Annotated in this window: 20 protein-coding genes; 9 read left to right on the top strand and 11 right to left on the bottom strand. The window is 66.7% G+C overall.

Features of this window, described 5'->3' with window-relative positions; genetic code table 11:
• The first annotated feature begins 38 nt into the window (after positions 1 to 38).
• The 4 genes from rplS (at position 39) to AC5P56_RS13505 (ending at position 1,863) form a co-directional block, all read left to right on the top strand.
• Positions 39 to 440 carry a 50S ribosomal protein L19 gene (gene rplS / locus AC5P56_RS13490; protein ID WP_005415736.1) on the top strand — a complete coding sequence of 134 codons (402 nt, stop codon included), beginning with the start codon at positions 39 to 41 and terminating at the stop codon, positions 438 to 440.
• Positions 441 to 522: 82 nt separating this feature from the next.
• On the top strand, positions 523 to 903 hold the full coding sequence (locus tag AC5P56_RS13495) for a DUF6404 family protein (RefSeq protein WP_032956354.1): 381 nt from the start codon (positions 523 to 525) through the stop codon (positions 901 to 903).
• A 79-nt stretch (positions 904 to 982) separates the two neighbouring features.
• On the top strand, positions 983 to 1,417 hold the full coding sequence (locus AC5P56_RS13500; RefSeq protein ID WP_032956352.1) for a DUF1801 domain-containing protein: 435 nt from the start codon (positions 983 to 985) through the stop codon (positions 1,415 to 1,417).
• Between the two features lie 38 nt (positions 1,418 to 1,455).
• The gene (locus AC5P56_RS13505; RefSeq protein WP_445978350.1) at positions 1,456 to 1,863 is read left to right on the top strand and encodes a DUF1801 domain-containing protein; all 408 of its coding nucleotides are present in this window, start codon (positions 1,456 to 1,458) and stop codon (positions 1,861 to 1,863) included.
• 117 nt (positions 1,864 to 1,980) lie between these two features.
• Here the strand turns inward: AC5P56_RS13505 and AC5P56_RS13510 are convergent, their stop codons facing one another.
• A complete protein-coding gene (locus AC5P56_RS13510) occupies positions 1,981 to 3,441 on the bottom strand; it encodes an MATE family efflux transporter (RefSeq protein ID WP_197604517.1) in 1,461 nt (486 codons plus the stop codon).
• A gap of 62 nt (positions 3,442 to 3,503) precedes the next feature.
• On the opposite strand from AC5P56_RS13510, the gene AC5P56_RS13515 reads away from it, so the two are divergent.
• Together AC5P56_RS13515 and AC5P56_RS13520 are read left to right on the top strand one after the other, a co-directional pair.
• Positions 3,504 to 3,743 (top strand): hypothetical protein, encoded by a 240-nt coding sequence (locus tag AC5P56_RS13515; protein WP_495231734.1) that lies wholly within the window; start codon positions 3,504 to 3,506, stop codon positions 3,741 to 3,743.
• 9 nt (positions 3,744 to 3,752) lie between these two features.
• Complete coding sequence (locus tag AC5P56_RS13520; RefSeq protein ID WP_069117404.1) at positions 3,753 to 4,160, top strand: RNA-binding S4 domain-containing protein; 408 nt, start codon at positions 3,753 to 3,755, stop codon at positions 4,158 to 4,160.
• A 38-nt stretch (positions 4,161 to 4,198) separates the two neighbouring features.
• Here the strand turns inward: AC5P56_RS13520 and AC5P56_RS13525 are convergent, their stop codons facing one another.
• The 4 genes from AC5P56_RS13525 to AC5P56_RS13540 all read right to left on the bottom strand — a co-directional run bounded on the left by AC5P56_RS13525 (position 4,199) and on the right by AC5P56_RS13540 (position 9,862).
• Positions 4,199 to 4,801 (bottom strand): DUF937 domain-containing protein, encoded by a 603-nt coding sequence (locus AC5P56_RS13525; RefSeq protein WP_111205789.1) that lies wholly within the window; start codon positions 4,799 to 4,801, stop codon positions 4,199 to 4,201.
• Positions 4,802 to 4,909: 108 nt separating this feature from the next.
• Complete coding sequence (locus tag AC5P56_RS13530) at positions 4,910 to 6,553, bottom strand: catalase (protein WP_495231735.1); 1,644 nt, start codon at positions 6,551 to 6,553, stop codon at positions 4,910 to 4,912.
• 189 nt (positions 6,554 to 6,742) lie between these two features.
• Positions 6,743 to 9,334: a DNA mismatch repair protein MutS gene (gene mutS, locus AC5P56_RS13535; protein WP_197574689.1), complete on the bottom strand. Its 2,592-nt coding sequence runs from the start codon at positions 9,332 to 9,334 to the stop codon at positions 6,743 to 6,745.
• A gap of 135 nt (positions 9,335 to 9,469) precedes the next feature.
• The gene (locus AC5P56_RS13540; protein WP_111205787.1) at positions 9,470 to 9,862 is read right to left on the bottom strand and encodes a barstar family protein; all 393 of its coding nucleotides are present in this window, start codon (positions 9,860 to 9,862) and stop codon (positions 9,470 to 9,472) included.
• 1,168 nt (positions 9,863 to 11,030) lie between these two features.
• Here AC5P56_RS13540 and AC5P56_RS13545 point away from each other — a divergent pair.
• Entirely contained in the window at positions 11,031 to 13,253 is a 2,223-nt protein-coding gene (locus AC5P56_RS13545) for a methyl-accepting chemotaxis protein (RefSeq protein WP_495231736.1), read from the top strand.
• A gap of 166 nt (positions 13,254 to 13,419) precedes the next feature.
• Complete coding sequence (locus AC5P56_RS13550) at positions 13,420 to 13,788, top strand: glycine zipper 2TM domain-containing protein (RefSeq protein ID WP_014646414.1); 369 nt, start codon at positions 13,420 to 13,422, stop codon at positions 13,786 to 13,788.
• A gap of 129 nt (positions 13,789 to 13,917) precedes the next feature.
• On the opposite strand, the gene AC5P56_RS13555 is transcribed toward AC5P56_RS13550, so the two are convergent.
• The 5 genes from AC5P56_RS13555 to AC5P56_RS13575 form a co-directional block, all read right to left on the bottom strand.
• Positions 13,918 to 15,045 (bottom strand): ABC transporter permease, encoded by a 1,128-nt coding sequence (locus tag AC5P56_RS13555; protein WP_495231737.1) that lies wholly within the window; start codon positions 15,043 to 15,045, stop codon positions 13,918 to 13,920.
• Complete coding sequence (locus AC5P56_RS13560) at positions 15,042 to 16,229, bottom strand: ABC transporter permease (RefSeq protein WP_126411852.1); 1,188 nt, start codon at positions 16,227 to 16,229, stop codon at positions 15,042 to 15,044. Before AC5P56_RS13560 ends, AC5P56_RS13555 begins: the two co-directional genes overlap by 4 nt.
• Positions 16,214 to 17,227, bottom strand: coding sequence for an HlyD family secretion protein (locus tag AC5P56_RS13565; RefSeq protein WP_197604509.1), 1,014 nt, complete (start codon positions 17,225 to 17,227; stop codon positions 16,214 to 16,216). The genes AC5P56_RS13560 and AC5P56_RS13565 overlap by 16 nt, the downstream gene beginning before the upstream one ends.
• On the bottom strand, positions 17,220 to 18,620 hold the full coding sequence (locus AC5P56_RS13570; RefSeq protein WP_014646418.1) for a TolC family protein: 1,401 nt from the start codon (positions 18,618 to 18,620) through the stop codon (positions 17,220 to 17,222). Before AC5P56_RS13570 ends, AC5P56_RS13565 begins: the two co-directional genes overlap by 8 nt.
• A gap of 78 nt (positions 18,621 to 18,698) precedes the next feature.
• Complete coding sequence (locus AC5P56_RS13575; RefSeq protein WP_495231738.1) at positions 18,699 to 19,592, bottom strand: LysR family transcriptional regulator ArgP; 894 nt, start codon at positions 19,590 to 19,592, stop codon at positions 18,699 to 18,701.
• A gap of 106 nt (positions 19,593 to 19,698) precedes the next feature.
• On the opposite strand from AC5P56_RS13575, the gene AC5P56_RS13580 reads away from it, so the two are divergent.
• On the top strand, positions 19,699 to 20,313 hold the full coding sequence (locus AC5P56_RS13580) for a LysE/ArgO family amino acid transporter (RefSeq protein WP_014646420.1): 615 nt from the start codon (positions 19,699 to 19,701) through the stop codon (positions 20,311 to 20,313).
• Here the strand turns inward: AC5P56_RS13580 and map are convergent.
• On the bottom strand, positions 20,310 to 21,092 hold the full coding sequence (map, locus tag AC5P56_RS13585; protein WP_014646421.1) for a type I methionyl aminopeptidase: 783 nt from the start codon (positions 21,090 to 21,092) through the stop codon (positions 20,310 to 20,312). The genes AC5P56_RS13580 and map overlap by 4 nt on opposite strands.
• Position 21,093 lies beyond the last annotated feature (1 nt).

Here is a 21,093-nt window from a genome sequence, read left to right on the forward strand (position 1 = left end):
ATACGACACGCCCACCCGAACAAGAATCGGTGTAACCCATGAGCAAGCTGAACAAGTCCATCGTCGCGGAATTCGAATCCGCCCAGATCACCCGTGAACTGCCGAAGTTCAGCCAGGGCGACACCGTTGTCGTCAACGTGAAGGTGAAGGAAGGCAGCCGCGAGCGCGTGCAGGCCTACGAAGGCGTCGTCATCGCCACCAAGAACGCCGGCCTGAACTCCTCGTTCACCGTCCGCAAGATCTCGCACGGCTACGGCGTCGAGCGCGTTTTCCAGACCCACAGCGCCATCATCGACTCGGTCGAAGTGAAGCGTCGTGGTAAGGTCCGCGCCGGCAAGCTGTACTACCTGCGTGGCCTGGAAGGCAAGGCTGCCCGCATCAAGGAAGACCTGGCTGCCGCTGCTGCCGCCAAGGCTGCCCGTCTGGCCGACAAGGCCTGATAAACAACTTCGGTTGTTGCCGCGACGGCCACCTTCGGGTGGCCGTTTGCGTTTCCGGCATCGCATCGGCCACGATCAGGTGATGAACGACATCAACCTTCGCTATCCGGCCGTGATCCAGTCGGCGTTGCGCTTTCTCGACGGCAAGGGGCTGGCACGCGTGCAATCGGCGCCGTTGCTGCATCGCCTGTTGTGGCGCCTGGGCATCGCACTGCCGCCACCGATCCTGGCCGGCTTTGGCACCAACGCGTTGGTGCAGGGCCTGCTGTTCGGGCTGTTCTGGACCGCGCTGATGTGGCTGATGCTGTGGCAGGGCAGCGAACGTCCGCTGGTGCTGTTGCTGGTGGCCGGTCTGGTGGCCGGCGCGCTGTTCGGCCTTGTGATGGCGGCGCTGATGCGCTCGCTGCGCCGCCACCGCAAGCTGCCGGATTGGCGCCAGTTCCGGGCGCGGCAGGCGGACTGAGCCGATGGCGCACTGCGCCGTGACCGCTGGCTACGGGCCGCGCTAGGCTGCGGTTTCATCCCGATGGACGTGCCGTGCGATGCCTGCCAAGCGAACCGCACCTTCCACCGCGCCCACGCTGTTGTCCGGCGGCAACCCCCGGATCGCCAAGGGCGAGGGCGATGCTCCGGTGCAGGCATACATCGCCGCCATGCCGGACTGGAAACGCCCGGTCGGCGCACAGCTGGATGCGTTGATCGAACGGGCCGTACCCGGCGTGCACAAGGCGGTGAAGTGGAACTCGCCGATGTATGCGGTGGCGCCGGGCGAAGGCTGGTTTCTCAGCTTCCATTGCTTCACCCGCTACATCAAGGTGGCGTTCTTTCGTGGCGCGGTGCTGAAGCCGATGCCGCCCGAGCCGTCCAGGAGTGCCGATACGCGCTACCTGCATATCGCACAGGATGGCGCGCTGGATGAGGCACAGTTCCTCGACTGGGTGCGCCAGGCCGCCGCGTTGCCCGGCGAGCGCATGTAAGCCCACCGTTCTGATTCCTTTCCCGACGAGAACCGCTGATGGCCACGCACGCGCCGAACCCTGACGATGCCGGAACCCCGGCGACCGAACTGATCGATGCACGCATCGCCGAGCTGGCAGACTGGCGCGGTGAAACACTGGCACGCGTGCGTGCATTGATCCATGAAGCGCTGCCGGACGTGCAGGAAGCCTGGAAGTGGCGCGGTACACCGGTGTGGGAGCACAACGGCATCCTGTGCACCGGCGAGACCTACAAGCAGGCAGTGAAACTGACCTTCGCCAACGGTGCGGCGCTGACCGATCCCAAAGGCCTGTTCAACGCCAGCCTGGAGGGCAACACGCGGCGTGCGATCGACATCCATGAAGGTGCGATGCCGGATGCCGCTGCGTTCAAGGCGCTGCTGCGCGCAGCGGCGGCGTTCAATGCGGCGAAGAAGAAACGGTAGAGCCGGCCGCTGGCCGGCTGTTGCGCGATGCTGCTGGAGAGGTGTGAGGTTGCCGGCCAGCGGCCGGCACTACCTTGTCATTGGCCGGTCCATGAGGTTGCCGGCCGGCGGCCGGCACTACCGCAGCGGTGCGGCATCCGGGTCGGCCACCGGCGACGGCGGACAGGCCGGAATCTCCGACGGCGTCGCCAGTTCTTCGGCATGCGAGGGCTTGCCCATCATCTTCGCCTTGCGCCAGCCGCCCCAGCGGTAATACGCCAGCGACAGCAGCATCGACACCAGCGAGCTGACCGGGAAGCTCCACCAGATTGCATCGGCGCCCCAGTACGGCTGCAGCAGTTCGGCGAACGGCACGCGCACGCCCCACAGCGAGCCGGCCAGGATCAGCAGTGGCGGAATCACCGCGCCGGTGGAGCGCACCACGCCGGAGATCACGAAGCTGACGCCGAAGAACAGGAACGAGCCGATCACCACATGGTTGAGGTGGCGGGCGATGTCCAGCGCCTGGCTGGCCGGCGGCAGGAACAGCGCCAGCAGCTGGCGATCGAACACAACCAACGGCAGGATCAGCGCGCCGGTCAGCAGGAAGTTGAACAGCACGCCCTGGCGTGCGGTACCGCGCACGCGGTCCCAGCGCTGCGCACCGACGTTCTGTGCGGCCATCGAAGAACACGCCGCACCGATCGCCATCGCCGGCATCTGCAGGTAGTTCCACAGCTGCAGGGACGCGCCGTAGCCCGCGGCGGTGTCGGTGCCGTACTGGTTGACCATGGTCATCAGCAGGATCACCGACAGCGAGATCAGCACCATCTGCAGGCCCATCGGCACGCCCTTGACCACCAGCGCCTTGAGGATGGTCATGTCGAGCTTGAACAGGCGCAGGTCGGCGCGGCCCAGCCACAGGGTGTGGCGCTTGTGCCGCATGTAAAGCAGCAGGCCGGCCAGCGACAGCGTCTGCGCGACCAGCGTGGCCCAGGCCGAGCCGGCGATGCCCAGCGCGGGGAAGGGCCCCATGCCGAAGATCAGTACCGGGTTCAGCACGATGTCCAGTGCCACCGATACCATCAGGAAGCGGAACGGCGTGCGCGAATCACCTGCACCGCGCAGGGCGGCGGTGAGGAAGGCGAACGCGTACAGCGTCGGCATCGCCAGGAAGATGATCTGCAGGTAGGCCTCGGCCAATGGCAGCGAGGCGGCCGGCGTGCCCATCGCCGCCAGCAGCGGATGGGCCATGAACCAACCGGCGATGGCGATGATCACCGACAGGCCGATGAAGAAGGTGGCACTGGTGCCGACCACGCGCCGCGCCTGCGCGATGTCGCGCGCGCCGATCGCCTGTCCGATCAGGATGGTCGAAGCCATGCCGAAGCCGAACACCGAGCCGATCAGGAAGAACATGATGTTGTTGGCGTTCGCGGTGGCGGTCAGTGCCGCCTCACCGAGGAAGCGCCCGACCCAGACCGCATTCACCGAACCGTTCAGCGACTGCGCGATGTTGCCTGCCAGGATCGGCAGGGAAAACAGCAGGAGATTGCGGCCGATCGGGCCGGAGGTCAGGTCAAGCGGCGCTTTGGCCATGGAGTGGTGATCGAATCCCGGGAGGCGCACACTAGCACCAAGCCGGTTTGCGGGATGTGGCAATGCATCAACGACTGCAGGTGAAGTGGAGCCTGGCGCTGGCCTTGATCAGCGTCGTACTGGCCGCATGTTCGACAGGTGACCGGCTGGGCGATACCCAGGTGCGGCCCACCGACCGGCCCGAGTGCCTGGTCGGCAGCCAGCGCCAGGATGTTTCTGCCGGCGTACCCACCCTGATCGGGGGCAGCGGCTGCCGCACCGACCCCGACAACCCGCGTCCCCTGAACAAGCGAACGGAGTAGTCCCTGCCGATGACCGAGCTTTCCCCGCTGCCGCCCAGTGTCCGCCTGGACATCTGGCTGTGGGCGGCCCGTTTCTTCAAGACCCGCAGCTTGGCCAAGCAGGCCATCGAGACCGGCAAGGTCAGCGTGGCTGGGCAGCGCCCGAAATCCTCACGCGCGGTGCGCGTCGGCGAGCAGCTGCAGGTGGAACGCGGCGAGGAGCATTTCGAGATCCAGGTGCTGGGGCTGAGCGATCAGCGCGGGCCGGCGCCGGCGGCGCAGCAGCTGTATGCCGAGAGTGAGGCCTCCAGGGCCCGCCGCGCCGAGCAGCGGGCGCTGCGCATCGCCGCACGCGATGGTTTCCAGCCGCCGGAGCACAAGCCGGACAAACGCGCACGGCGGTTGATCCGCGCGCTCGGCGATATCGACGCGTTGTAAGTTGCAGGGCGCCAGAGCGGGTCCGGCGCCGCCTTGGCTCAGCGCTTGCCGCCCAGCAGGCTGCCGCCGATCTTCAGCAGATCGCCCACGCCGAGCTGGCCGTCACCGTCCTGGTCCAGCACGCTGCCAAGCAGGCCGCCGGCAAGGCCGCCCTGTTGCTGCACCTGCTGCTTCTCCTGGCCGAGGGCCTGGCTGAGCGAGCCGGCATCGGCCTGGCCACCACCGAGGCGCTGGGCGAGGAAGGCCATCACGATCGGTGCGAGGATCTGCAGCAGCTGGCTGGTACGGCCGCTGTCGAGCTGGGTGGCCTGGGCCAGGCCGGTTTCCACCTTCTGCTGGCTGCCGCCGAAGATGTGGCCGAGGATGCCGGCACCGTCGCTGGCGGCGCCACCGCCACCGCCGCCCAGTACCGAGCCGAGCACGCTGCTCAGGTCCAAGCCGCTGTGGTTGTTCTGCAGTGCACCGAGCAGCGCCTGTGCGCCCTGCGGCTGCGAGGCGTTGTTGCCCAGCGCGCCCATCAGCACCGGCAGCGCGGCACTGATCGCACCGGAGGCCTGGGTATCGCTGATGCCGAGCTGCTGCGATACCTGCTGCAGCGGGGCGCCCTGCAATTTGGCGAGAAGTTCGTCGGTCAGGCTCATCTGCGGAATCCTTGATTGGGGTTGGGCGTGCAGAAGGTACGACGCAGACCGTTAAAACGGCGACGCCGCCTCACGGGGAGGCGGCGTGGCGTTCACGGGGCAGGGCGATCAGAGCTCGATGTCTTCGGCACCCGGGGTCGCGGTGGGGAAGTCCGCTTCCGGCTGGGCCGGCTTGAACGGATCCGACGGCTGGCTGGCCAGCGCCTTCAGCGCCGCGGCAACACCAGCGCCATAGGCCGGGTCGGCCTTGCTGCAGTTGTCGATGTGGCGCTGCTTGATGAAGTCCGGCGCATCGCCCAGGGCACGGGCGGTGTTGGCGAACAGTCGCTCCTTCTGTGCCTGGTTGTAGCTGCGGAACAGCGCACCGGGCTGGCTGAAGTAGTCGGCGTCGTCCTCACGGAAGTTCCAGAAGTCGGCGTCGCCCCGGATCTTCATCGGCGGTTCGCGGTACTGCGGCTGCTCCTGCCACTGGCCGTAGCTGTTGGGTTCGTAGTGCGGCAGGCCGCCGTAGTTGCCGTCCACGCGCATCGCACCGTCGCGGTGGTTGCTGTGCACCGGGCAGCGCGCCGCGTTCACCGGAATCTGGTGGTGGTTCACGCCCAGGCGGTAGCGCTGCGCATCGGAGTAGGCGAACAGGCGCGCCTGCAGCATCTTGTCCGGCGACGGGCCGATACCCGGCACCAGGTTGCTCGGCGCGAACGCGGACTGCTCAACGTCCTGGTACCAGTTGACCGGATTGCGGTTCAGTTCGAACTGGCCCACTTCGATCAGCGGGTAGTCGCTCTTCGGCCACACCTTGGTCAGGTCGAACGGATGGATGCGGTAGGTTTCCGCCTCCAGTTCCGGCATGACCTGGATGAACAGTTTCCACTTCGGGAAGTCGCCCTTCTCGATCGCGGCGAACAGGTCGCGGCCGTGGCTTTCGCGGTCATGGCCGACCAGGATCTGCGCCTGCGCGTCGGTCAGCGATTCGATGCCCTGCTGGCTGACGAAGTGGAACTTCACCCAGAAGCGCTCGCTGTCGGCGTTGGTGAAGCTGTAGGTGTGCGAGCCGAAACCGTGCATGTGGCGGAAGCTGCGCGGAATGCCGCGGTCGCTCATCACCACGGTCACCTGCAGCAGGGCTTCGGGCAGCAGCGTCCAGAAATCCCAGTTGTTGCGTGCGCTGCGCAGGTTGGTATGCGGGTCGCGCTTGACGGCCTTGTTGAGGTCGGCGAACTTGCGCGGGTCGCGCAGGAAGAACACCGGCGTGTTGTTGCCGACCAGGTCCCAATTGCCTTCTTCGGTGTAGAACTTCAGGGCGAAGCCGCGGATGTCACGCTCGGCGTCGGCGGCGCCACGCTCGCCGGCCACCGTGGTGAAGCGGGCGAACATCTCGGTCTGCTTGCCGACCTTCTCGAACAGCTTGGCGCGGGTGTACTTGCTGATGTCGTGAGTGACGGTGAAGGTGCCGAATGCGCCCGAGCCCTTGGCGTGCATGCGGCGCTCGGGAATGATCTCGCGGTTGAGGTTGGCCAGCTTTTCCAGCAGCCACACGTCTTCCATCAGCAGCGGGCCACGCGGGCCGGCGGTCTTGCTGTTCTGGTTGTCCACCACCGGCGCGCCGAAGGCCGTGGTCATCGCCGTGACCGGTTCATCGCCGTGCTTCTGCTTCGGGGTAGTGCTCAGCTCGCGCTGCTGCTGGGCGCCTTCCGCAGGCGACGGCGCGGTGTGATACGGACATTTCGGGCTGTTGTTATCGGACTGGCTCATGGCTGGCTCCTGCGGGTGAAGACGGGATGGAACATCTTCACTCGACTTTAGCTAGGGCCAGATGAAATGAATAATCGAATGATCCGTTCAGTTTGATAGTTTCTGTCAATTGAAACGAAGAATAAGATTTGCCGGATCTTTCGACAGGCCTCCCGCGTGGCGGCGGGAAGCCATGGGTGCGTGCTGCGGTTACAGCAGTGCTTTCAGTCGGTACAGCGCTTCGAGTGCCTGCTTCGGCGTCAGTTCGTCCGGATCGATGGCGGCCAGTGCTTCCTGTGCCTTGTTCGACGGCGCCGCGAACAGGCCGAACTGCTGCGGTGCATCCAATGCCTGCGGCGCCAGCTCGGCGGCATGGCTCTCACCGCCGCGCTGTTCCAGCTCGGCCAGTCGACGGCGCGCCTGCGCCACGGTGGCGCGCGGCAGGCCGGCCAGTGCGGCCACCTGCAGGCCGAAGCTGCGGTTGGCCGGGCCGTCCTTAACGGCGTGCATGAACACCAGCGCTTCACCGTGCTCGACGGCATCCAGGTGCACGTTGGCGATGCCGCTGCGGCCGCCCTCGTGCTGCTCGTCGGCCAGCGCGGTCAGCTCGAAGTAGTGGGTGGCGAACAGCGTGTAGCAGCGGTTCTGGTAGGCCAGGTGGCGGGCCACCGCGTCGGCCAGCGCCAGGCCGTCGTAGGTGGACGTGCCACGGCCGATCTCGTCCATCAGCACCAGCGAATGCGCGGTGGCGTGGTGCAGGATGTAGCTGGTCTCGGCCATCTCGACCATGAAGGTCGACTGCCCGCGGGCGAGGTCGTCACCGGCGCCGATGCGGGTCAGGATGCGGTCGATCGGGCCGATCAGCGCCCGGCTGGCCGGCACGAAGCTGCCGATGTGGGCCAGCAGCACGATCAGCGCGTTCTGCCGCATGTAGGTCGATTTACCACCCATGTTCGGACCGGTGATGACCAGCATGCGGCGGTCCGGATGCAGATCCAGATCGTTGGGTTCGAACGGCTGCTCGCGCACCGCCTCGACCACCGGATGGCGGCCACGCTCGATCTTCAGGCACGGTGCCGTTTCAAGTTCCGGCCGCGACCAGTCCAGCGCCTGCGCGCGTTCGGCGAAGGCGGCCAGCACGTCCAGTTCGCTCAGCGCAGCGGCGCACTGCTTCAACGGTTCCAGCTGTTCGCCGAGGGTGTCCAGCAGCTGCTCGTACAGGTACTTCTCGCGCGACAGCGAACGGTCGCGCGCGGACAGCACCTTGTCCTCGAATGCCTTCAGTTCTTCGGTGATGTAACGCTCGGCATTGGTCAGCGTCTGGCGGCGGGTGTAGTGCACCGGCGCGCGATCGGACTGGCCCTTGCTGATTTCGATGTAGTAGCCGTGCACGCGGTTGTAGCCCACCTTCAGGGTGGGAATGCCGCTGCTCTCGCGCTCGCGCAGTTCCAGGTCAACCAGGAACTGGTCGGCATGGGTGGACAGGCGGCGCAGCTCGTCCAGCTCTTCATCGAAGCCATCGGCCAGCACGCCGCCGTCGCTCAGCTTCAGTGGCGGCATTTCGGCGATGGCGCTGGCCAGCAGTTGTGCGCACGCGTCGTGCTCGCCCAAGGCGGCATGCAGTGCCTGCAGGCGCGGTGAATCCAGCGGCGCCAGCACTTCGCGCACCGCCGGCAGCAGGCCCAGGCCATCGCGCAGGGTGGAGAAATCACGCGGGCGCGCCGAACGCAGTGCGACGCGGGTCAGGATGCGTTCCAGGTCGCCGAGGCGGCGGAACTGTTCGCGGATGTCGGCATCGCTGCCGCGATCGATCAGGGTTTCCACCGCATGGTGGCGCTGTACCAGCACCTCGCGCAGGCGCAGCGGGCGGTGCAGCCACCGGCGCAGCAGGCGCCCGCCCATCGGCGTCACCGTGCTGTCGAGCACGCCCAGCAAGGTATTGCGGGTATCGCCGTCGACGCGCGTATCCAGTTCCAGGTGGCGGCGGGTGGCGGCGTTCATCGCGATCGCCTCGGCGGCGGTTTCCATCGCGATCGAGGTCAGGTGCGGCAGGCGCTGCTTCTGGGTTTCCTCGACATAACCGAGCAGGGCGCCGGCGGCGGCGGTGGCACGTGGCTTGTCATCGATACCGAAGCCGCTCAGATCGTGCAGCTTGAAGAAGTTCAGCAGCTGGCGGCGGCCGCTGTCCGCGTCGAACAGCCACGGCGCACGGCGGCGCACGCCGGTGCGTTGGCGCAGGAAGTCGGGCCAGTTCTCCTCGTCGGGCACCAGCAGCTCGGCCGGTTCCAGTCGGGCCAGTTCGGCTTCCAGCGCGTCGTCGGTCTCGACTTCATTGACCAGGAAGCGGCCACCGGCCAGGTCGGCCCAGGCCAGGCCGTAGCCCTGCTTCGTGCGCGACAGCGCCATCAGCAGGGTGTCGCGGCGTTCGTCCAGCAGCGCTTCGTCGGTGACGGTGCCGGGGGTGACGATGCGCACCACCTTGCGTTCGACCAGGCCCTTGGCCAGCGCCGGGTCGCCGATCTGCTCGCAGATCGCCACCGACTCGCCCAGCGCCACCAACCGCGCCAGGTAGCCTTCATAGGCATGTACCGGCACGCCGGCCATCGGAATCGGCGCGCCGCCGGAGCTGCCACGCTGGGTCAGGGTGATGTCGAGCAGGCGCGCGGCCTTGCGCGCATCGTCGTAGAACAGCTCGTAGAAGTCGCCCATGCGGAAGAACAGCAGCAGGTCCGGATACTCGGACTTGGCTGCGAAGAACTGCTTCATCAGCGGGGTGTGTTCGGCGGACTTTTCTTTGGACATGGGGCTCGTGAATCCGGGGCGTCCGTTCGCGCCGGAGGGCAGCGGCAACGGAGCGGGTACAGGGCCGTCCATGGTAACTGCTGGGGCACAGGGCTGCCGCCACCGGTGGCAGGCGGGTACCGCACAGCCACGGGGTCAGGCCGGGACCAGGGTGATCTGCCGGTGGCTGGCGAAGATATCCATCACGATCTCGAAGTAGGTTGGGCCCTCGCCCCGTTGCAGGGCGTCCAGCTGGCGCGCAATGGTCCGCGTGTTGAAGGTGCCCGGGGCTTCCAGCTTGGACTGCAGCCACTGGCGGGTGGTAGTTCGTCCCAGTGCGGCGCGGCTGTGCTCGATATCACTCCAGATCACCGTGGCCCGCTCATGGCCGGCCAACACGCCATGGACGCCATGCAGCAGATCATCCAGGGCGTCCAGGCTTGGCCCGAGCTGCCAGTCCTCGCCGGCCATGAACACGCGGTTGATCTCCGCGTACAGGCTGGGGATGTCGTGAATGGCACAGCCTTCGATCTGCAGGATGAGCGTCATATGTCGACTGTAGCGTTGTTCCCTGTGCGTTGGACATGGCTGAGCGCCGGATGCTTTGGGGACCCATGCTGGGGTTTGGCAAACTTCTTTGCTGAGTCAAGTGCTCGGCACTCCCGTCGTGGCGCGCGCCGGTTTGCAGGGAAGAAAACGACGTGACCCATCGCCAATAGCAGGGCCATCAGCTGGTAGAGAGTTCGCCCGAAGTCTTCTTCTTCATTGATTGGTGCCATCGGCAGCAGGACCCCCTCGGGCGCGTTCAACTTCCACTGTCAGTGATGACTGGCTGGGTGATGGAAATAGATTCTCCTCCTGTATCATCGGCAATAAAGGTCTGGAAAATTGTTTCTGGGATGGTCAGTAACGTTGTATCTGCGTCTCCGGTGAGGTGGGGGGAGTTTGATCTGTCCCCGTTGTGAGCAGGGTGAGGTGTTGAAAGCTCAAGTAAAGGAGCGCGGCGTTCAGATATTTGTCTGCGACGAGTGCGATGCCGTGTGGTTCTCCTTCGCTGCTATAGGGGTCTCTCCGTTCAGAGACCTTGAGCGGTATCTTGAGGAAATTTCCGTCGCCCCGTCCTGGGAGTCAATTTCCGTGGACAGGCATGAGTAGAAAGTACGCAGTTTCCATGCACTCCTCGATCGTATTGCCTCAGCGCAGCGCGTGGGTCCGTGCAGCATGGGGTGACCTTCCCGTCTCCTACTTCCAGAGCGACGAGAATCTCAATGACTGCGGTTTTATTGACTTGAAGGTCAATAAGTGGGAGATCAGTGGCAGTCGATTGTAATGGGGTCTGGACCCCTTCATCAGGGTTGAAATACTCAAGGGTCGGGGCCCTGCGATGGCAGATGCCAGATTGCAGCCCTGACGGTAGTCGCGAAGCAGCGCGTTGTTCCTCTGGACAGAAGGGTGCCGGGATCGATGGGCTTCATCCTCCCCCTCCGTGCATCAAGTGACGGTTTATGCGGTCACGACTCGCGAGCGCTGCGTGATGACTGCGATTGATGTGCTCGTGCATTGATATGCCCGGCAGGAATAACCACCTCCATTAAGTGTGTCCTTCACACCTGTCTGCATAGTTCCAGAGATTTGGATCGATACAATAATATCGACCCATAAAGTTTCCCCGCGCTGCGCCGCCATCGATCGTACGGCCATGATCAAGGGAATTGAGATGCTCGCCTTACGCAACCTCCGAGTGGGATCCCGGCTGGGTGCCGGGTTTGGATTGCTGCTGCTGTTCATCGTGGCCATCGTTGGCCTGGCGCTGTACGGAAATCACCTGAAGTCCGCCCAGTTCGAGAAAGTGGTGGACGTCAACATGGTGAAGATGCGGCTGTTGAACGACATGCTGGATACCAACAACGCGCTGTTGATGCACCGACGGCTGATGGTGATCAAGCGCGGCGAGGATTTCGACAAGGATTATCAGAAGGCGCAGGAGCTGTCGCAGACCTACGACGGTATCTGGGCCAGGTACATCAGGATTCCGCGCGACGCGACCGGCGATACCCTGGTGGCGAAAATCGACGCGGCACGCAAGGCCACCGACGCCTCCACCCGGCATCTTCACGAGCGCATGAAGGCCGGGGATTTCGACGGCGCGGCCAAGGAACTGCTTGCCGAGCAGGGGCTGGCAACCGCGTGGAACGAAGCGATCTCGACCCTGCTGCGGCATCAGGAGACACTGACCGAGCGCAGCCGCGAGGAATACCGTTCAACCGAATCCTGGACCGGCACGCTGTCGATCGTGTTCGGCGTGTTGAGCCTGGTACTGGGCTCGCTGGCGGCGTGGGCCATCACCCGCAGCCTGACCCGCCCGCTGGAAGGCGCGGTGAAGCTGGCCGACGGCATCGCCAATGGGCGGCTGGACAACAGCATTGACGCCTCCGGCAACGATGAGGTCACGCAGCTGCTCAGGTCGATGCAGCGCATGCAGGCGCAGTTGCAGTCGGTGATGGCGGCGCAGGGCGAGTTGGCCCGCCAGCACGATGCGGGCAGCCTCAGCTATCGCATGGACGAGAGTGCCTTCCCTGGTGACTACGGGCGCATGGTGCACGAGACCAACGCGCTGGTCGGCTCACACGTGCAGGTACAGAACCGGCTGATCGAAGTGATGAAGCATTACGCCCGTGGCGACCTGTCGGTGGACATGGATCCGCTGCCGGGCGAGAAGGCGGCGATCACCCAGGCAATGGACGAGACCAAGACCAGCCTGTCGGCGATCAACAGCGAGATCCGCCGGCTGGCGACGGCCGCGGCGGCGGGCGACTTCAGCCTGCGCGGCGATGAAGATCGCTTCGCCTACGATTTCCGCGACATGGTGGCCGGGCTCAATCGCCTGATGCAGACCACCGACCAGAACCTGGTGCAGGTGTCGAGCCTGCTGCAGGCGATCTCGCGCGGTGACCTCACCGTACGCATGCAGGGCGACTTCCACGGCGTGTTCGCCCGCATGCGCGATGACTGCAATGCCACCGTCGATCAGCTCAAGCAGATCGTCGGGCGCATCCAGGCCAGCGCGTCCAGCATCAATCTGGCGGCAGGCGAAATCGCCTCGGGCAACACCGATCTGTCGCGGCGCACCGAGCAGCAGGCGGCGAACCTGGAAGAGACGGCGGCGTCGATGGAGGAACTGACCTCCACCGTGAAGCAGAACGCCGAGCACGCCCGCCAGGCCAACCAGCTCGCCATCGGTGCGCACGGTGTCGCCTCGCAGGGCGGCGAGGTGGTCGGCCAGGTGGTCACCACGATGTCGGCCATCGAGGCCTCGTCGAAGAAGATCGCCGAGATCATCTCGGTCATCGATGGCATTGCCTTCCAGACCAACATCCTGGCGTTGAACGCGGCGGTGGAAGCCGCGCGTGCCGGCGAGCAGGGCAGGGGCTTTGCGGTGGTGGCCAGTGAGGTGCGCACGCTGGCACAGCGCTCGGCCGGTGCGGCCAAGGAGATCAAGGGCCTGATCGAGGATTCGGTTGGCAAGGTCGCCGATGGATCGGCCCTGGTCCGACAGGCAGGCACCACGATGGGCGAGATCGTTGCTTCCGTGCAGCGCGTGACCGACATCATGGCCGATATCTCTGCTGCCTCGCAGGAGCAGAGCTCGGGCATCGAACAGGTGAACCAGGCGGTGGTGCAGATGGACGAGACCACGCAGCAGAATGCGGCACTGGTGGAAGAGGCCAGTGCTGCGGCGCGTTCCATGGAGGAGCAGGCGAACCTGCTGGCCGAGGCGGTTTCGGTGTTCCGCACCGGCGCGGTAACGGCGGCTGCAGCCGTGCGTCCGGCCCTGGCTGCGGTGGCCGCGAAGGTCACCCCGGTGCGCAGGGCGGCAACGCTGTCGCCGCGCATCGAGCCGACACTGGCGGCCAATGCCGGGGGGTGGGAAGAGTTCTAGCAAAGGGCAATGCCGGCAGGGAGACGGCGCCCATCACGCTGGCTGATCGTGATGGGCGCGGATTTTCTTCCTGAACGCGCGATGGCCGATGAGGCCGCGGACACGCGCATTTCACTTCCGGTTGCCAGCCGCGGGAGGACACTTGCGCCATACCGGAACCTAGGAGATGGCCATGAAGACCTCGACCCGATTGCTTGTGCTGGGCACCCTGCTGGCGGCTTCGTCGGTGGCCGGCGCGCAGACCTATGGTCCGCGTGATGAAGGACGCCGATTCAACGATGGCAGCCGCGTGGTCTGCAAGAACGTGGAAGTGCAGCGCAACTCGCGCGATCCGAACCGCATCGCCGGTACGGCCACTGGCGCGGTGATCGGCGGCCTGCTGGGCAACCAGGTGGGCGGCGGCAATGGCAAGAAGCTCGCTACCGTGGCCGGTGCTGTTGCCGGTGGTGCGGCGGGCCGCCAGATCCAGGGCAACAGCCAGCAGAAGAATGGCGACCGCGTGGTCGAGCGCCGCTGCGAACGCGTCTATCGCTGATCAATCGCCGACGGCCCCCGTTTTTCCCCTTCCACATGGCAGTACTCGAACGCCGGCCTCGCGCCGGCGTTCTTCATTGCGGGAAAAGGGGACGGAGGGGATTAAGTCGCAATCCCCCTAACCGGCCGCTTACGACTTAATCCCCTCCGTCCCCTTTTTTGCGAGGAGGCGCCAGGTGGCGAGGCTGCCGTAGAGCAGCAGCAGGACGGTGAGGGTGATCAGTTCGTGGCTGACTTCGGCCAGGCTGGCGTCCATCTGGTTCAGGCGCACCATCAGGTTGATGCCGGAGGTGGTCGGCAGCAGCTGCGCCAGCCAGACCAGCGGTTGTGGCGTCATCACCGAGGGCCACGACAGGTTGGCGAGGAAGAACAGCGGGATCGAGGTGGCGATGATGTACTGGAAGGCGCGTTCGCGGGTGCGGAAGAAGCTGCCGACGAACAGGCCGAAGGCCACCGTCGCCGCGATGAACAGCGTGCCACCCAGCAGCTGGCCCAGCGGGTTGCCTCCGCGTGGATAGTCCTGCACCCAGGCAGTGAACCCGGCATACCAGAACAGACCGAACAGGCCGATCAGGCCGAAGCCCAGTGCCATGCCGGCCAGGGTCGGCAGGTCGAAGCGCAGGCGCCGGCCGAGCGCGAGGCGGCGGCCGCCGAGCAGGACGCCGATGCCCATCAGCAGCGTCTGGTGCACGATCAGCTCGGCCACGCCGGGAACGATGGCGCTGCCATAACCTTCCTGCGTGTTGTACAGGGGGCGCTGCACAAGCGTGACCGGCGGTGCCCGCGGTGCGCCCATGAAGGCGGCCTGGCCGACCACGGCATCACGCCCGAACGCACCCAGCGCGTCAGCCACGCTGCCCAGCACCCAGCTGGCGCGGCCCAGGTAGGCACCGTTGCCAAGCAGTACCAGCTTGGCCGGGTGGCCGCGCAGGATGTCGCGCTCCAGATTGGCCGGGATCACGACGATCCCTTCGGCATGGCCGGCTTCCAGCTGCCGGCGTGCGCTGTCGACGTCCGCGGGTTGACCGACCACGCGCGCAACGCGCAGTGCGTCGAGCTTGCGCAGCAGCTCGCGGCTGGTCGCGCTGTGGTCTTCGTCCACCACCAGCACCGGCAGGTTGCCGGCCACCTGGTGCCGGTAGGCGGCTGGATAGAAGAACGAGTACAGGATCACCGCCCCGACCATCACCACGATCGCGTAGCGGTCGCAGAGCACTGCCATCAGGGTCTGCCGCAGGCTGCGCCAGAGTGCGCTCATGCGTCGGCCCCTGCGGGCTGTGCGGCGGCAGGTGTGCGCGCAAAGGCGATCAGGCGCAGGCCGCCGACGCCTCCTGCCACCACCGCCATCAACAACAGCGTGGCCAGCGGCCACACCGAAACCTGCAGCGGCGAACCGATGAACTGCTGCTGGGTCTGCAGCTTGATGTAGGCGCTGAGTGGCAGCAGTTGATGCCAGATGCGGGTGAACAGAGGGCCGTCCAGCACCGGGAAGGTGGCGCTGGAGAAGGCCAACGCGGTGCCGATGCTGAGGCCGACTGCGGACAGCGCGGTACCCATGTCGCGGGTGACGCCGACGAAGAACAACGCGTAGGCGGCCGTGGCAAGGTAGAACAGTGGCTGTGCGAGCAGCAGCAGGAGCACGCTGCCGGCCACGCCGTCACCGCGCAGCCAGGCCAGGTAACCGATGCCGAGCGCGCCATACAGCGAGAACAGCAGGATGTATGGCGCGACCTTGCCGGCAATCGCCGGCCATGGCGTGCGGCCCAACGAGGCGGGCAGGGTGCCGTCGCGGATCTCGCGGCCAAGGCTGCCGGCCACTGCAAGTGCCAGTACCAGCGACAATACCGCCGGGAAGATCAACGGCAGCAGGAACAGCTCGTAGCTGCGTGCCGGGTTGTACAGAATGTCCGACTGCACCGCGATGGGTGCCGCGCGCAGCTTGCCCGGGCCGACCTGCAGGCCGATGCGCTCGCGCAGCAGGCGCGCGTTCCAGGCCGAGACCGCGTCGCCGATATCGCGCGACGCGGACTGGCCGGTGGTCATGTAGGTGGCGTTGTAATAGGCGAACACCGTGCCCTGGCGTCCACGCAACGCCTGCCGGGTGACATCGCGCGGCACCAGTACGATGGCGAACACATCCAGCCGACGCAGCTGCGAACGTGCGTCTTCCAGGTCCATCGGCTGGCTGGCGACGCGCACGCCGGGGCTGGCATCGAGCATGCGCAGCAGCAGGCGGCTGTCACTGCTGTGGTCGAGGTCGACCACGGCGATCGGGATATCGCGCATCACCGAGGGCGTGAACATCCATGCCATCACCGCCAGCATCAGCAGCGGCAGCAGGGTGACCAGCATCAGGTCGGCGCGGTTGCTGCGCAGCGACTGCAGCTCGCGCCGCCAGCTGGCGGCGAAGCCGCCGCGGCCGGGGCTCAGTGCTGGGGCCATGCGAACAGCACGCTCATGCCGGGGCGGAAGCCCTCGATGCGGCGTACCGGGCGCACCCGCACCTCGAAGCTGCGGACGTCGTAGCCGGACGACTGGCGGGTGGTACGCCAGGTTGCATAGTCGCCGGCCGGATTGATGAAGTAGACCTCGAATTCGCCGTCCAGGCCGAGCGCCGGCACGCTGCCCTGCAGCTTGCTGCCGACCTTCAGGCCCTGCATCTGCGATTCGCGCAGGTTCATGGCGACCCACATGCGGTCGATGTCGACCAGGGTGAACACCGGGTAGCCGGCCGGCACCAGCTCGCCCGGGTCGGCCATGCGCTTGTTGATCTCGCCGGCCACCGGCGCGCGCCCTTCCACTTCGACACGCGCGGCGTTGACTTCGGCCACCGCGCCCTGTGCCTGTTGCACCTGGCCCTGCGCGGCACGCTTGTCCTGCTCGCGCGCGCCGGCCAGGGCCATGTCGTACTGCGCGCGCGCGGCACGGGCCAGCTCACGCGAACTGGTGGCCTGGGCATGCGCTTCATCACGCTTCTGCCGGGTCATCACCCCTTCGTTGAACAGGTTCTGCACGCGCTGGTAAGTGGCTTCAGCCAGCGCCGCACCGGCTTCGGCCCGCTTCCAGTTCGCTTCGGCGGCGCGGATGTCTTCGCTGCGTGCGCCTTCGTCGGCCTTGTCGGCCACTGCCTGTGCGGCGGCCAAAGCGCCGTGCGCCTGCTGTTCCTTGGCGGCCACTTCGGGGCTGTCGAGCAGGAACAGCACTTGCCCGGCCTGCACGCGGTCGCCCTCGCGCACCTTCAGTTCGGCCACGCGCGCGGTGATCTTGGCGGCCACGTTGATCGTGTCCGCATCGGCCATGCCCTGGATCTGGTCGGCCGGGCTGCGCCAGGCCAGCCACAGGCCGAGCACCACCACGACCAGCAGCACCACTGCCAGGATCGGTCCCAACCGGCGCTTGCCGGGGGGCGTCGTCGCATCGTCGTGCAGCACATCACTCATGGTCGATCACCTCGTCCGCCCGCCGCCGGAACTCTTCGAAACGGTCCATCTGTCCACTGATCTCCAGCAACTGTGCCAGCGCAATATCGTATTGGTAGGCGGCCTGTGCGCGCTCGACGCGGGCGCCGCCCAGGCCGAGCCGCGCGTCGATCACATCCAGCGAAGTCGCCTGGCCTTCGCGGAACGCCAGCTCCTGCAGGCGCAGGTTTTCCTGTGCCTGGGCGATGCTGCTGTCGAGCAGCACGTACTGCTGGCGTGCGGTTTCCAGCTCGTTCCAGGCCTTGCGCACACCCAGCGCGACCTGGTTCTCGGCCTCGCGCAGGCCCGCTTCGGCCTGGTCCTGCTGCGCACGCGCGGCGCTGATCTGCGCCGGCCGCGAGTTCGGCGACAGGAAGGTGTACTTCAGGCCGATGCCGAACGCCCAGTCCGGATCGGTCAGCATCTCGTCGCGGCGACGGAAGTCGTACTGGCCGAAGGCGAAGATCTGTGGTTTCAGCTTGGCCTGCTGCACGCGCACGCCCTGTTCGGCCTGCGCCACCATCGCCCGCAGGCGCGCGATCTGCGGCTGCCGCGCCTGCGCGGTGCGTTCGAAGCTGGCCACCGGTTCCAGTGGCACGCGCTGCACGAACAGCGGCGACACCGGCTGCACCTCGCCGCCACTGCGCAGCAGCGTGGCCAGTGCGGCCTTCAGCGTGGCCAGGTCGTTCACCGTCTTCTGGTATTCGCGCTCGGCCTTGTCGCGGGCCACGGTGGCCTGCAGGCGCTGCGCGCGGGTGGCGAAGCCCTCGCGTTCCAGCTTCTCTGCGTCGGACAGGTGGCGGTTGAGGCCATCGCGCACATCGCGGCGCACGTCCACCGCCTGCTCGGCCAGGCGCTGGCCGAAATAGGCCTGGGCCAGCTGCACGGTCAGCGATTGGCGTTGTGCTTCGCGCTCGGCGCTGGCCTGTTCGTGGGCGGCACTGGCCGCACGTTGCGCGGCCGGAATCACGCCGCCGGTGTACAGCGGCAGCACTGCAGTCACCACCGGGCGGGTACGCCAGTCGCGTTCGGTGAACGACAGCGGCGAGTCGATGCCAAAGGCCTCGGCCACCGGAGCCAGCGAACCCAGGGGCAGGGTGAGCGTCTTCTGGAACTGCAGCCGGCGCACTTCGCCGGTGATCTCCGGCAGGCGCAGCAGGCGGGTCGCGTCCTGCAGGTCCTGCTTGTTGCGCACGGCGGCGTCGGCAGCGGCCAACGCATCGGAGACCTGCTCCAGGCGTTGCCGTGCCTGTTCCCAGTCCAATGCCGGTGCGTTGCTGGTGGGCTGCGCGGCGGCAGCGAATGGCAGGCAGGCTGCCAGCGCCAGCGCGGCCTTCGCGCGGTGCATCCTTGTACGTCGGCCGATCACGCCCATGCCGTCCCAGTAGTGAAGAAGTGCGCAAACGGTAGTGCGTGCAGCGTGAAGCCCGGGTCTGCGATCATCGGTTTGTCCTCAACGAAGGGTGCCTCTGGCCGCAGTGCGCAGCGCCTGGGTGATGTGCTGCAGCGTGCTTGAGCGCACGGCGGCATGCTGCCAGTACAGCGGCACATCGAGCCAGCGGCGGGGTTCCAGTACCACCACGCGGCCGGCGCGCACGGCGGGCGCGACCAGGGTTTCCGGAGCCATGCCCCAGCCGAGTCCGCAGGCGGCGGCTTCGACGAAACCGGTGGAGGAGGGCAGGTAGTGTAGCGGCGGCTGCAGCCGCGCGCGGGTCAGGCGCCGCACGAAGCGCCACTGCAGTTCATCTTTGCGGTTGAACACCAGCATCGGTGCGTGCGCCAGGGTTGCGGCCTGCATGCCATCGCGGAAGTACTGGCGGGCGAAGCCGGGCGAGGCGATGGCGTGGTAGCGCATCGCGCCGAGCGGGTGCACGTTGCATCCCTTCACCGGTTGGCTTTCGGCGGTGACCGCGCCGAGCACGCTGCCATCGCGCAGCAGCTGCAGGGTGTGGTCCTGGTCGTCCATGCGCAGGTCGAACAGATAGCCGTGGCGCTGGTGCAGGTCGGCGATGGCCGGTACGAACCAGGTATCAAGCGAGTCATCGTTGACCGCCAGGGGGATCGGCGTGCGCGCAGCGTCGCTGCCACGCTCGGGTAGCAGCTCGGCCAATGCCTCGGCCTCCAGCGCCTGCATCGGTCGCACCCGGCGCAGCAGCGCTTCACCCGCGGCAGTCGGCCGGCAGGGTGCCTGGCGCACCACCAGTACCTGCCCGAGCCTGTCCTCCAGGGCCTTGATCCGCTGCGACAGTGCTGACGGGCTGATCGACAGGCGGCGTGTCGCAGCCTCGAAGCTGCCTTCCTCCAGCACCGCGGCAAACGCGGCCAGTTGCGGGTGTACCAGGTCCATGCCGGTGCCTCTTCAGTTTTCCTGCACAGGATAAAGAAAAATCAGTTTGTCTAATCAAGGCGGTTGGCCGCACCCTGCGCGTCCCCTCGCTGCCTGGCCTGTCCCGATGTGGATTGCCGCTACCGCCGCCGGCCTGTTCGCAGGTGCCGGCCTGATCATCGCCATCGGCGCGCAGAATGCCTTCGTGCTGCGCCAGGGCCTGCAGCAGCGCAATGTGGGGACGGTAGTGCTGGCCTGCGCCGGCGCGGATATCGCGCTGATCCTTGCTGGCGTTGGCGGCATGGGCGCGCTGGTGCTGCAGTGGCCGCTGCTGCTGCAGGTGCTGCGCTTCGGTGGTGCGGCCTTCCTGTTCTGGTATGGCCTGCGGGCGGGGCTGCGCGCGTGGCGCGGTGGCAGTGCCCTGGCCGCCGCCGAGGCGCAGGGCGGCAGCGGACGGCAGGTACTGCTGACCTGCCTGGCGTTCACGCTGCTCAACCCGCACGTCTATCTGGATACGGTGGTGCTGCTGGGCAGTCTGTCCACGCGCTACCCCGGTGACCTGCGCTGGGCGTTCGCCGCCGGTGCCTGCGCCGCCAGCGTGGCCTGGTTCTGCACGCTGGGCTATGGCGCGCGCCTGTTGCAGCCGGTGTTCCGCAGGCCGGGCGCCTGGCGGGTGCTGGATGCCGCCGTGGCGGTCTTCATGTCCTGCCTCGCCACGCTGCTGCTGTTGCGCCCGCTCTAGGCCGCGTCCACCGCGCACTGCGGGGTTTCGCCGGGGCGCAGGGTCAGCACGCGCACACCGCTGCGGGTGACCGCCACGGTGTGCTCGAACTGCGCCGACAGCTTGCCGTCGCGGGTGTAGACCGGCCATTGGTCCGGCTGCTGACGGATGGCCGGCTTGCCCTGGTTGAGCATCGGCTCGATGGTGAACACCATGCCTTCTTCCAGCACCATGCCGGTGTTGGGATGGCCGTAATGCAGGATCTGCGGTTCCTCGTGCATCTGCTGGCCGATGCCATGGCCGCAGTATTCCTTCACCACGCTGTAGCCGTGGCTGCGCGCGTGGCGGGCGATGGCGTGGCCGATATCGCCCAGGCGCGCTCCCGGGCGCACCGCAGCGATGCCTTTCCACATCGCCTGGTAGGTGGCCTGCACCAGCCTGCGCGCGGCGTAGTCGACCTCACCGACCAGGTAGGTGGTGCTGGAGTCGGCGATGTAGCCGTTCTTCTCCAGGGTGATGTCGAGGTTGACGATCTGGCCGTTGCGCAGCACGTCGGTGGTGCTGGGAACGCCGTGGCAGACCACGTTGTCGATCGAGGTGTTGAGCACATACGGGAAGCCGTACTGGCCCTTGCTGGCCGGCCGCGCCTGCAGCTCATCGACGATCATGCGCTCGACGAAGTCGTTGATCTCCATCGTGCTGCGTCCCTGCAGCGGCAGCTGGTCGAGCGCGGCGAATACCTGCGCCAGCAGGCGCCCGGATTCGGCCAGCAACGCGATTTCGTGCGGCTGCTTGATCATC

The sequence above is a fragment of the Stenotrophomonas sp. YJH_SMC_131 genome, from assembly GCF_059367975.1.

Bases quoted from the DNA above. Each gene is read 5' to 3' on its own strand.
- rplS (WP_005415736.1), top strand. From the start codon at position 39: ATGAGCAAGCTGAACAAGTCCATCGTCGCGGAATTCGAATCCGCCCAG.
- AC5P56_RS13495 (WP_032956354.1), top strand. From the start codon at position 523: ATGAACGACATCAACCTTCGCTATCCGGCCGTGATCCAGTCGGCGTTG.
- AC5P56_RS13500 (WP_032956352.1), top strand. From the start codon at position 983: ATGCCTGCCAAGCGAACCGCACCTTCCACCGCGCCCACGCTGTTGTCC.
- AC5P56_RS13505 (WP_445978350.1), top strand. From the start codon at position 1,456: ATGGCCACGCACGCGCCGAACCCTGACGATGCCGGAACCCCGGCGACC.
- AC5P56_RS13510 (WP_197604517.1), bottom strand. From the start codon at position 3,441: ATGGCCAAAGCGCCGCTTGACCTGACCTCCGGCCCGATCGGCCGCAAT.
- AC5P56_RS13515 (WP_495231734.1), top strand. From the start codon at position 3,504: ATGCATCAACGACTGCAGGTGAAGTGGAGCCTGGCGCTGGCCTTGATC.
- AC5P56_RS13520 (WP_069117404.1), top strand. From the start codon at position 3,753: ATGACCGAGCTTTCCCCGCTGCCGCCCAGTGTCCGCCTGGACATCTGG.
- AC5P56_RS13525 (WP_111205789.1), bottom strand. From the start codon at position 4,801: ATGAGCCTGACCGACGAACTTCTCGCCAAATTGCAGGGCGCCCCGCTG.
- AC5P56_RS13530 (WP_495231735.1), bottom strand. From the start codon at position 6,553: ATGAGCCAGTCCGATAACAACAGCCCGAAATGTCCGTATCACACCGCG.
- mutS (WP_197574689.1), bottom strand. From the start codon at position 9,334: ATGTCCAAAGAAAAGTCCGCCGAACACACCCCGCTGATGAAGCAGTTC.
- AC5P56_RS13540 (WP_111205787.1), bottom strand. From the start codon at position 9,862: ATGACGCTCATCCTGCAGATCGAAGGCTGTGCCATTCACGACATCCCC.
- AC5P56_RS13545 (WP_495231736.1), top strand. From the start codon at position 11,031: ATGCTCGCCTTACGCAACCTCCGAGTGGGATCCCGGCTGGGTGCCGGG.
- AC5P56_RS13550 (WP_014646414.1), top strand. From the start codon at position 13,420: ATGGCCATGAAGACCTCGACCCGATTGCTTGTGCTGGGCACCCTGCTG.
- AC5P56_RS13555 (WP_495231737.1), bottom strand. From the start codon at position 15,045: ATGAGCGCACTCTGGCGCAGCCTGCGGCAGACCCTGATGGCAGTGCTC.
- AC5P56_RS13560 (WP_126411852.1), bottom strand. From the start codon at position 16,229: ATGGCCCCAGCACTGAGCCCCGGCCGCGGCGGCTTCGCCGCCAGCTGG.
- AC5P56_RS13565 (WP_197604509.1), bottom strand. From the start codon at position 17,227: ATGAGTGATGTGCTGCACGACGATGCGACGACGCCCCCCGGCAAGCGC.
- AC5P56_RS13570 (WP_014646418.1), bottom strand. From the start codon at position 18,620: ATGGGCGTGATCGGCCGACGTACAAGGATGCACCGCGCGAAGGCCGCG.
- AC5P56_RS13575 (WP_495231738.1), bottom strand. From the start codon at position 19,592: ATGGACCTGGTACACCCGCAACTGGCCGCGTTTGCCGCGGTGCTGGAG.
- AC5P56_RS13580 (WP_014646420.1), top strand. From the start codon at position 19,699: ATGTGGATTGCCGCTACCGCCGCCGGCCTGTTCGCAGGTGCCGGCCTG.
- map (WP_014646421.1), bottom strand. From the start codon at position 21,092: ATGATCAAGCAGCCGCACGAAATCGCGTTGCTGGCCGAATCCGGGCGC.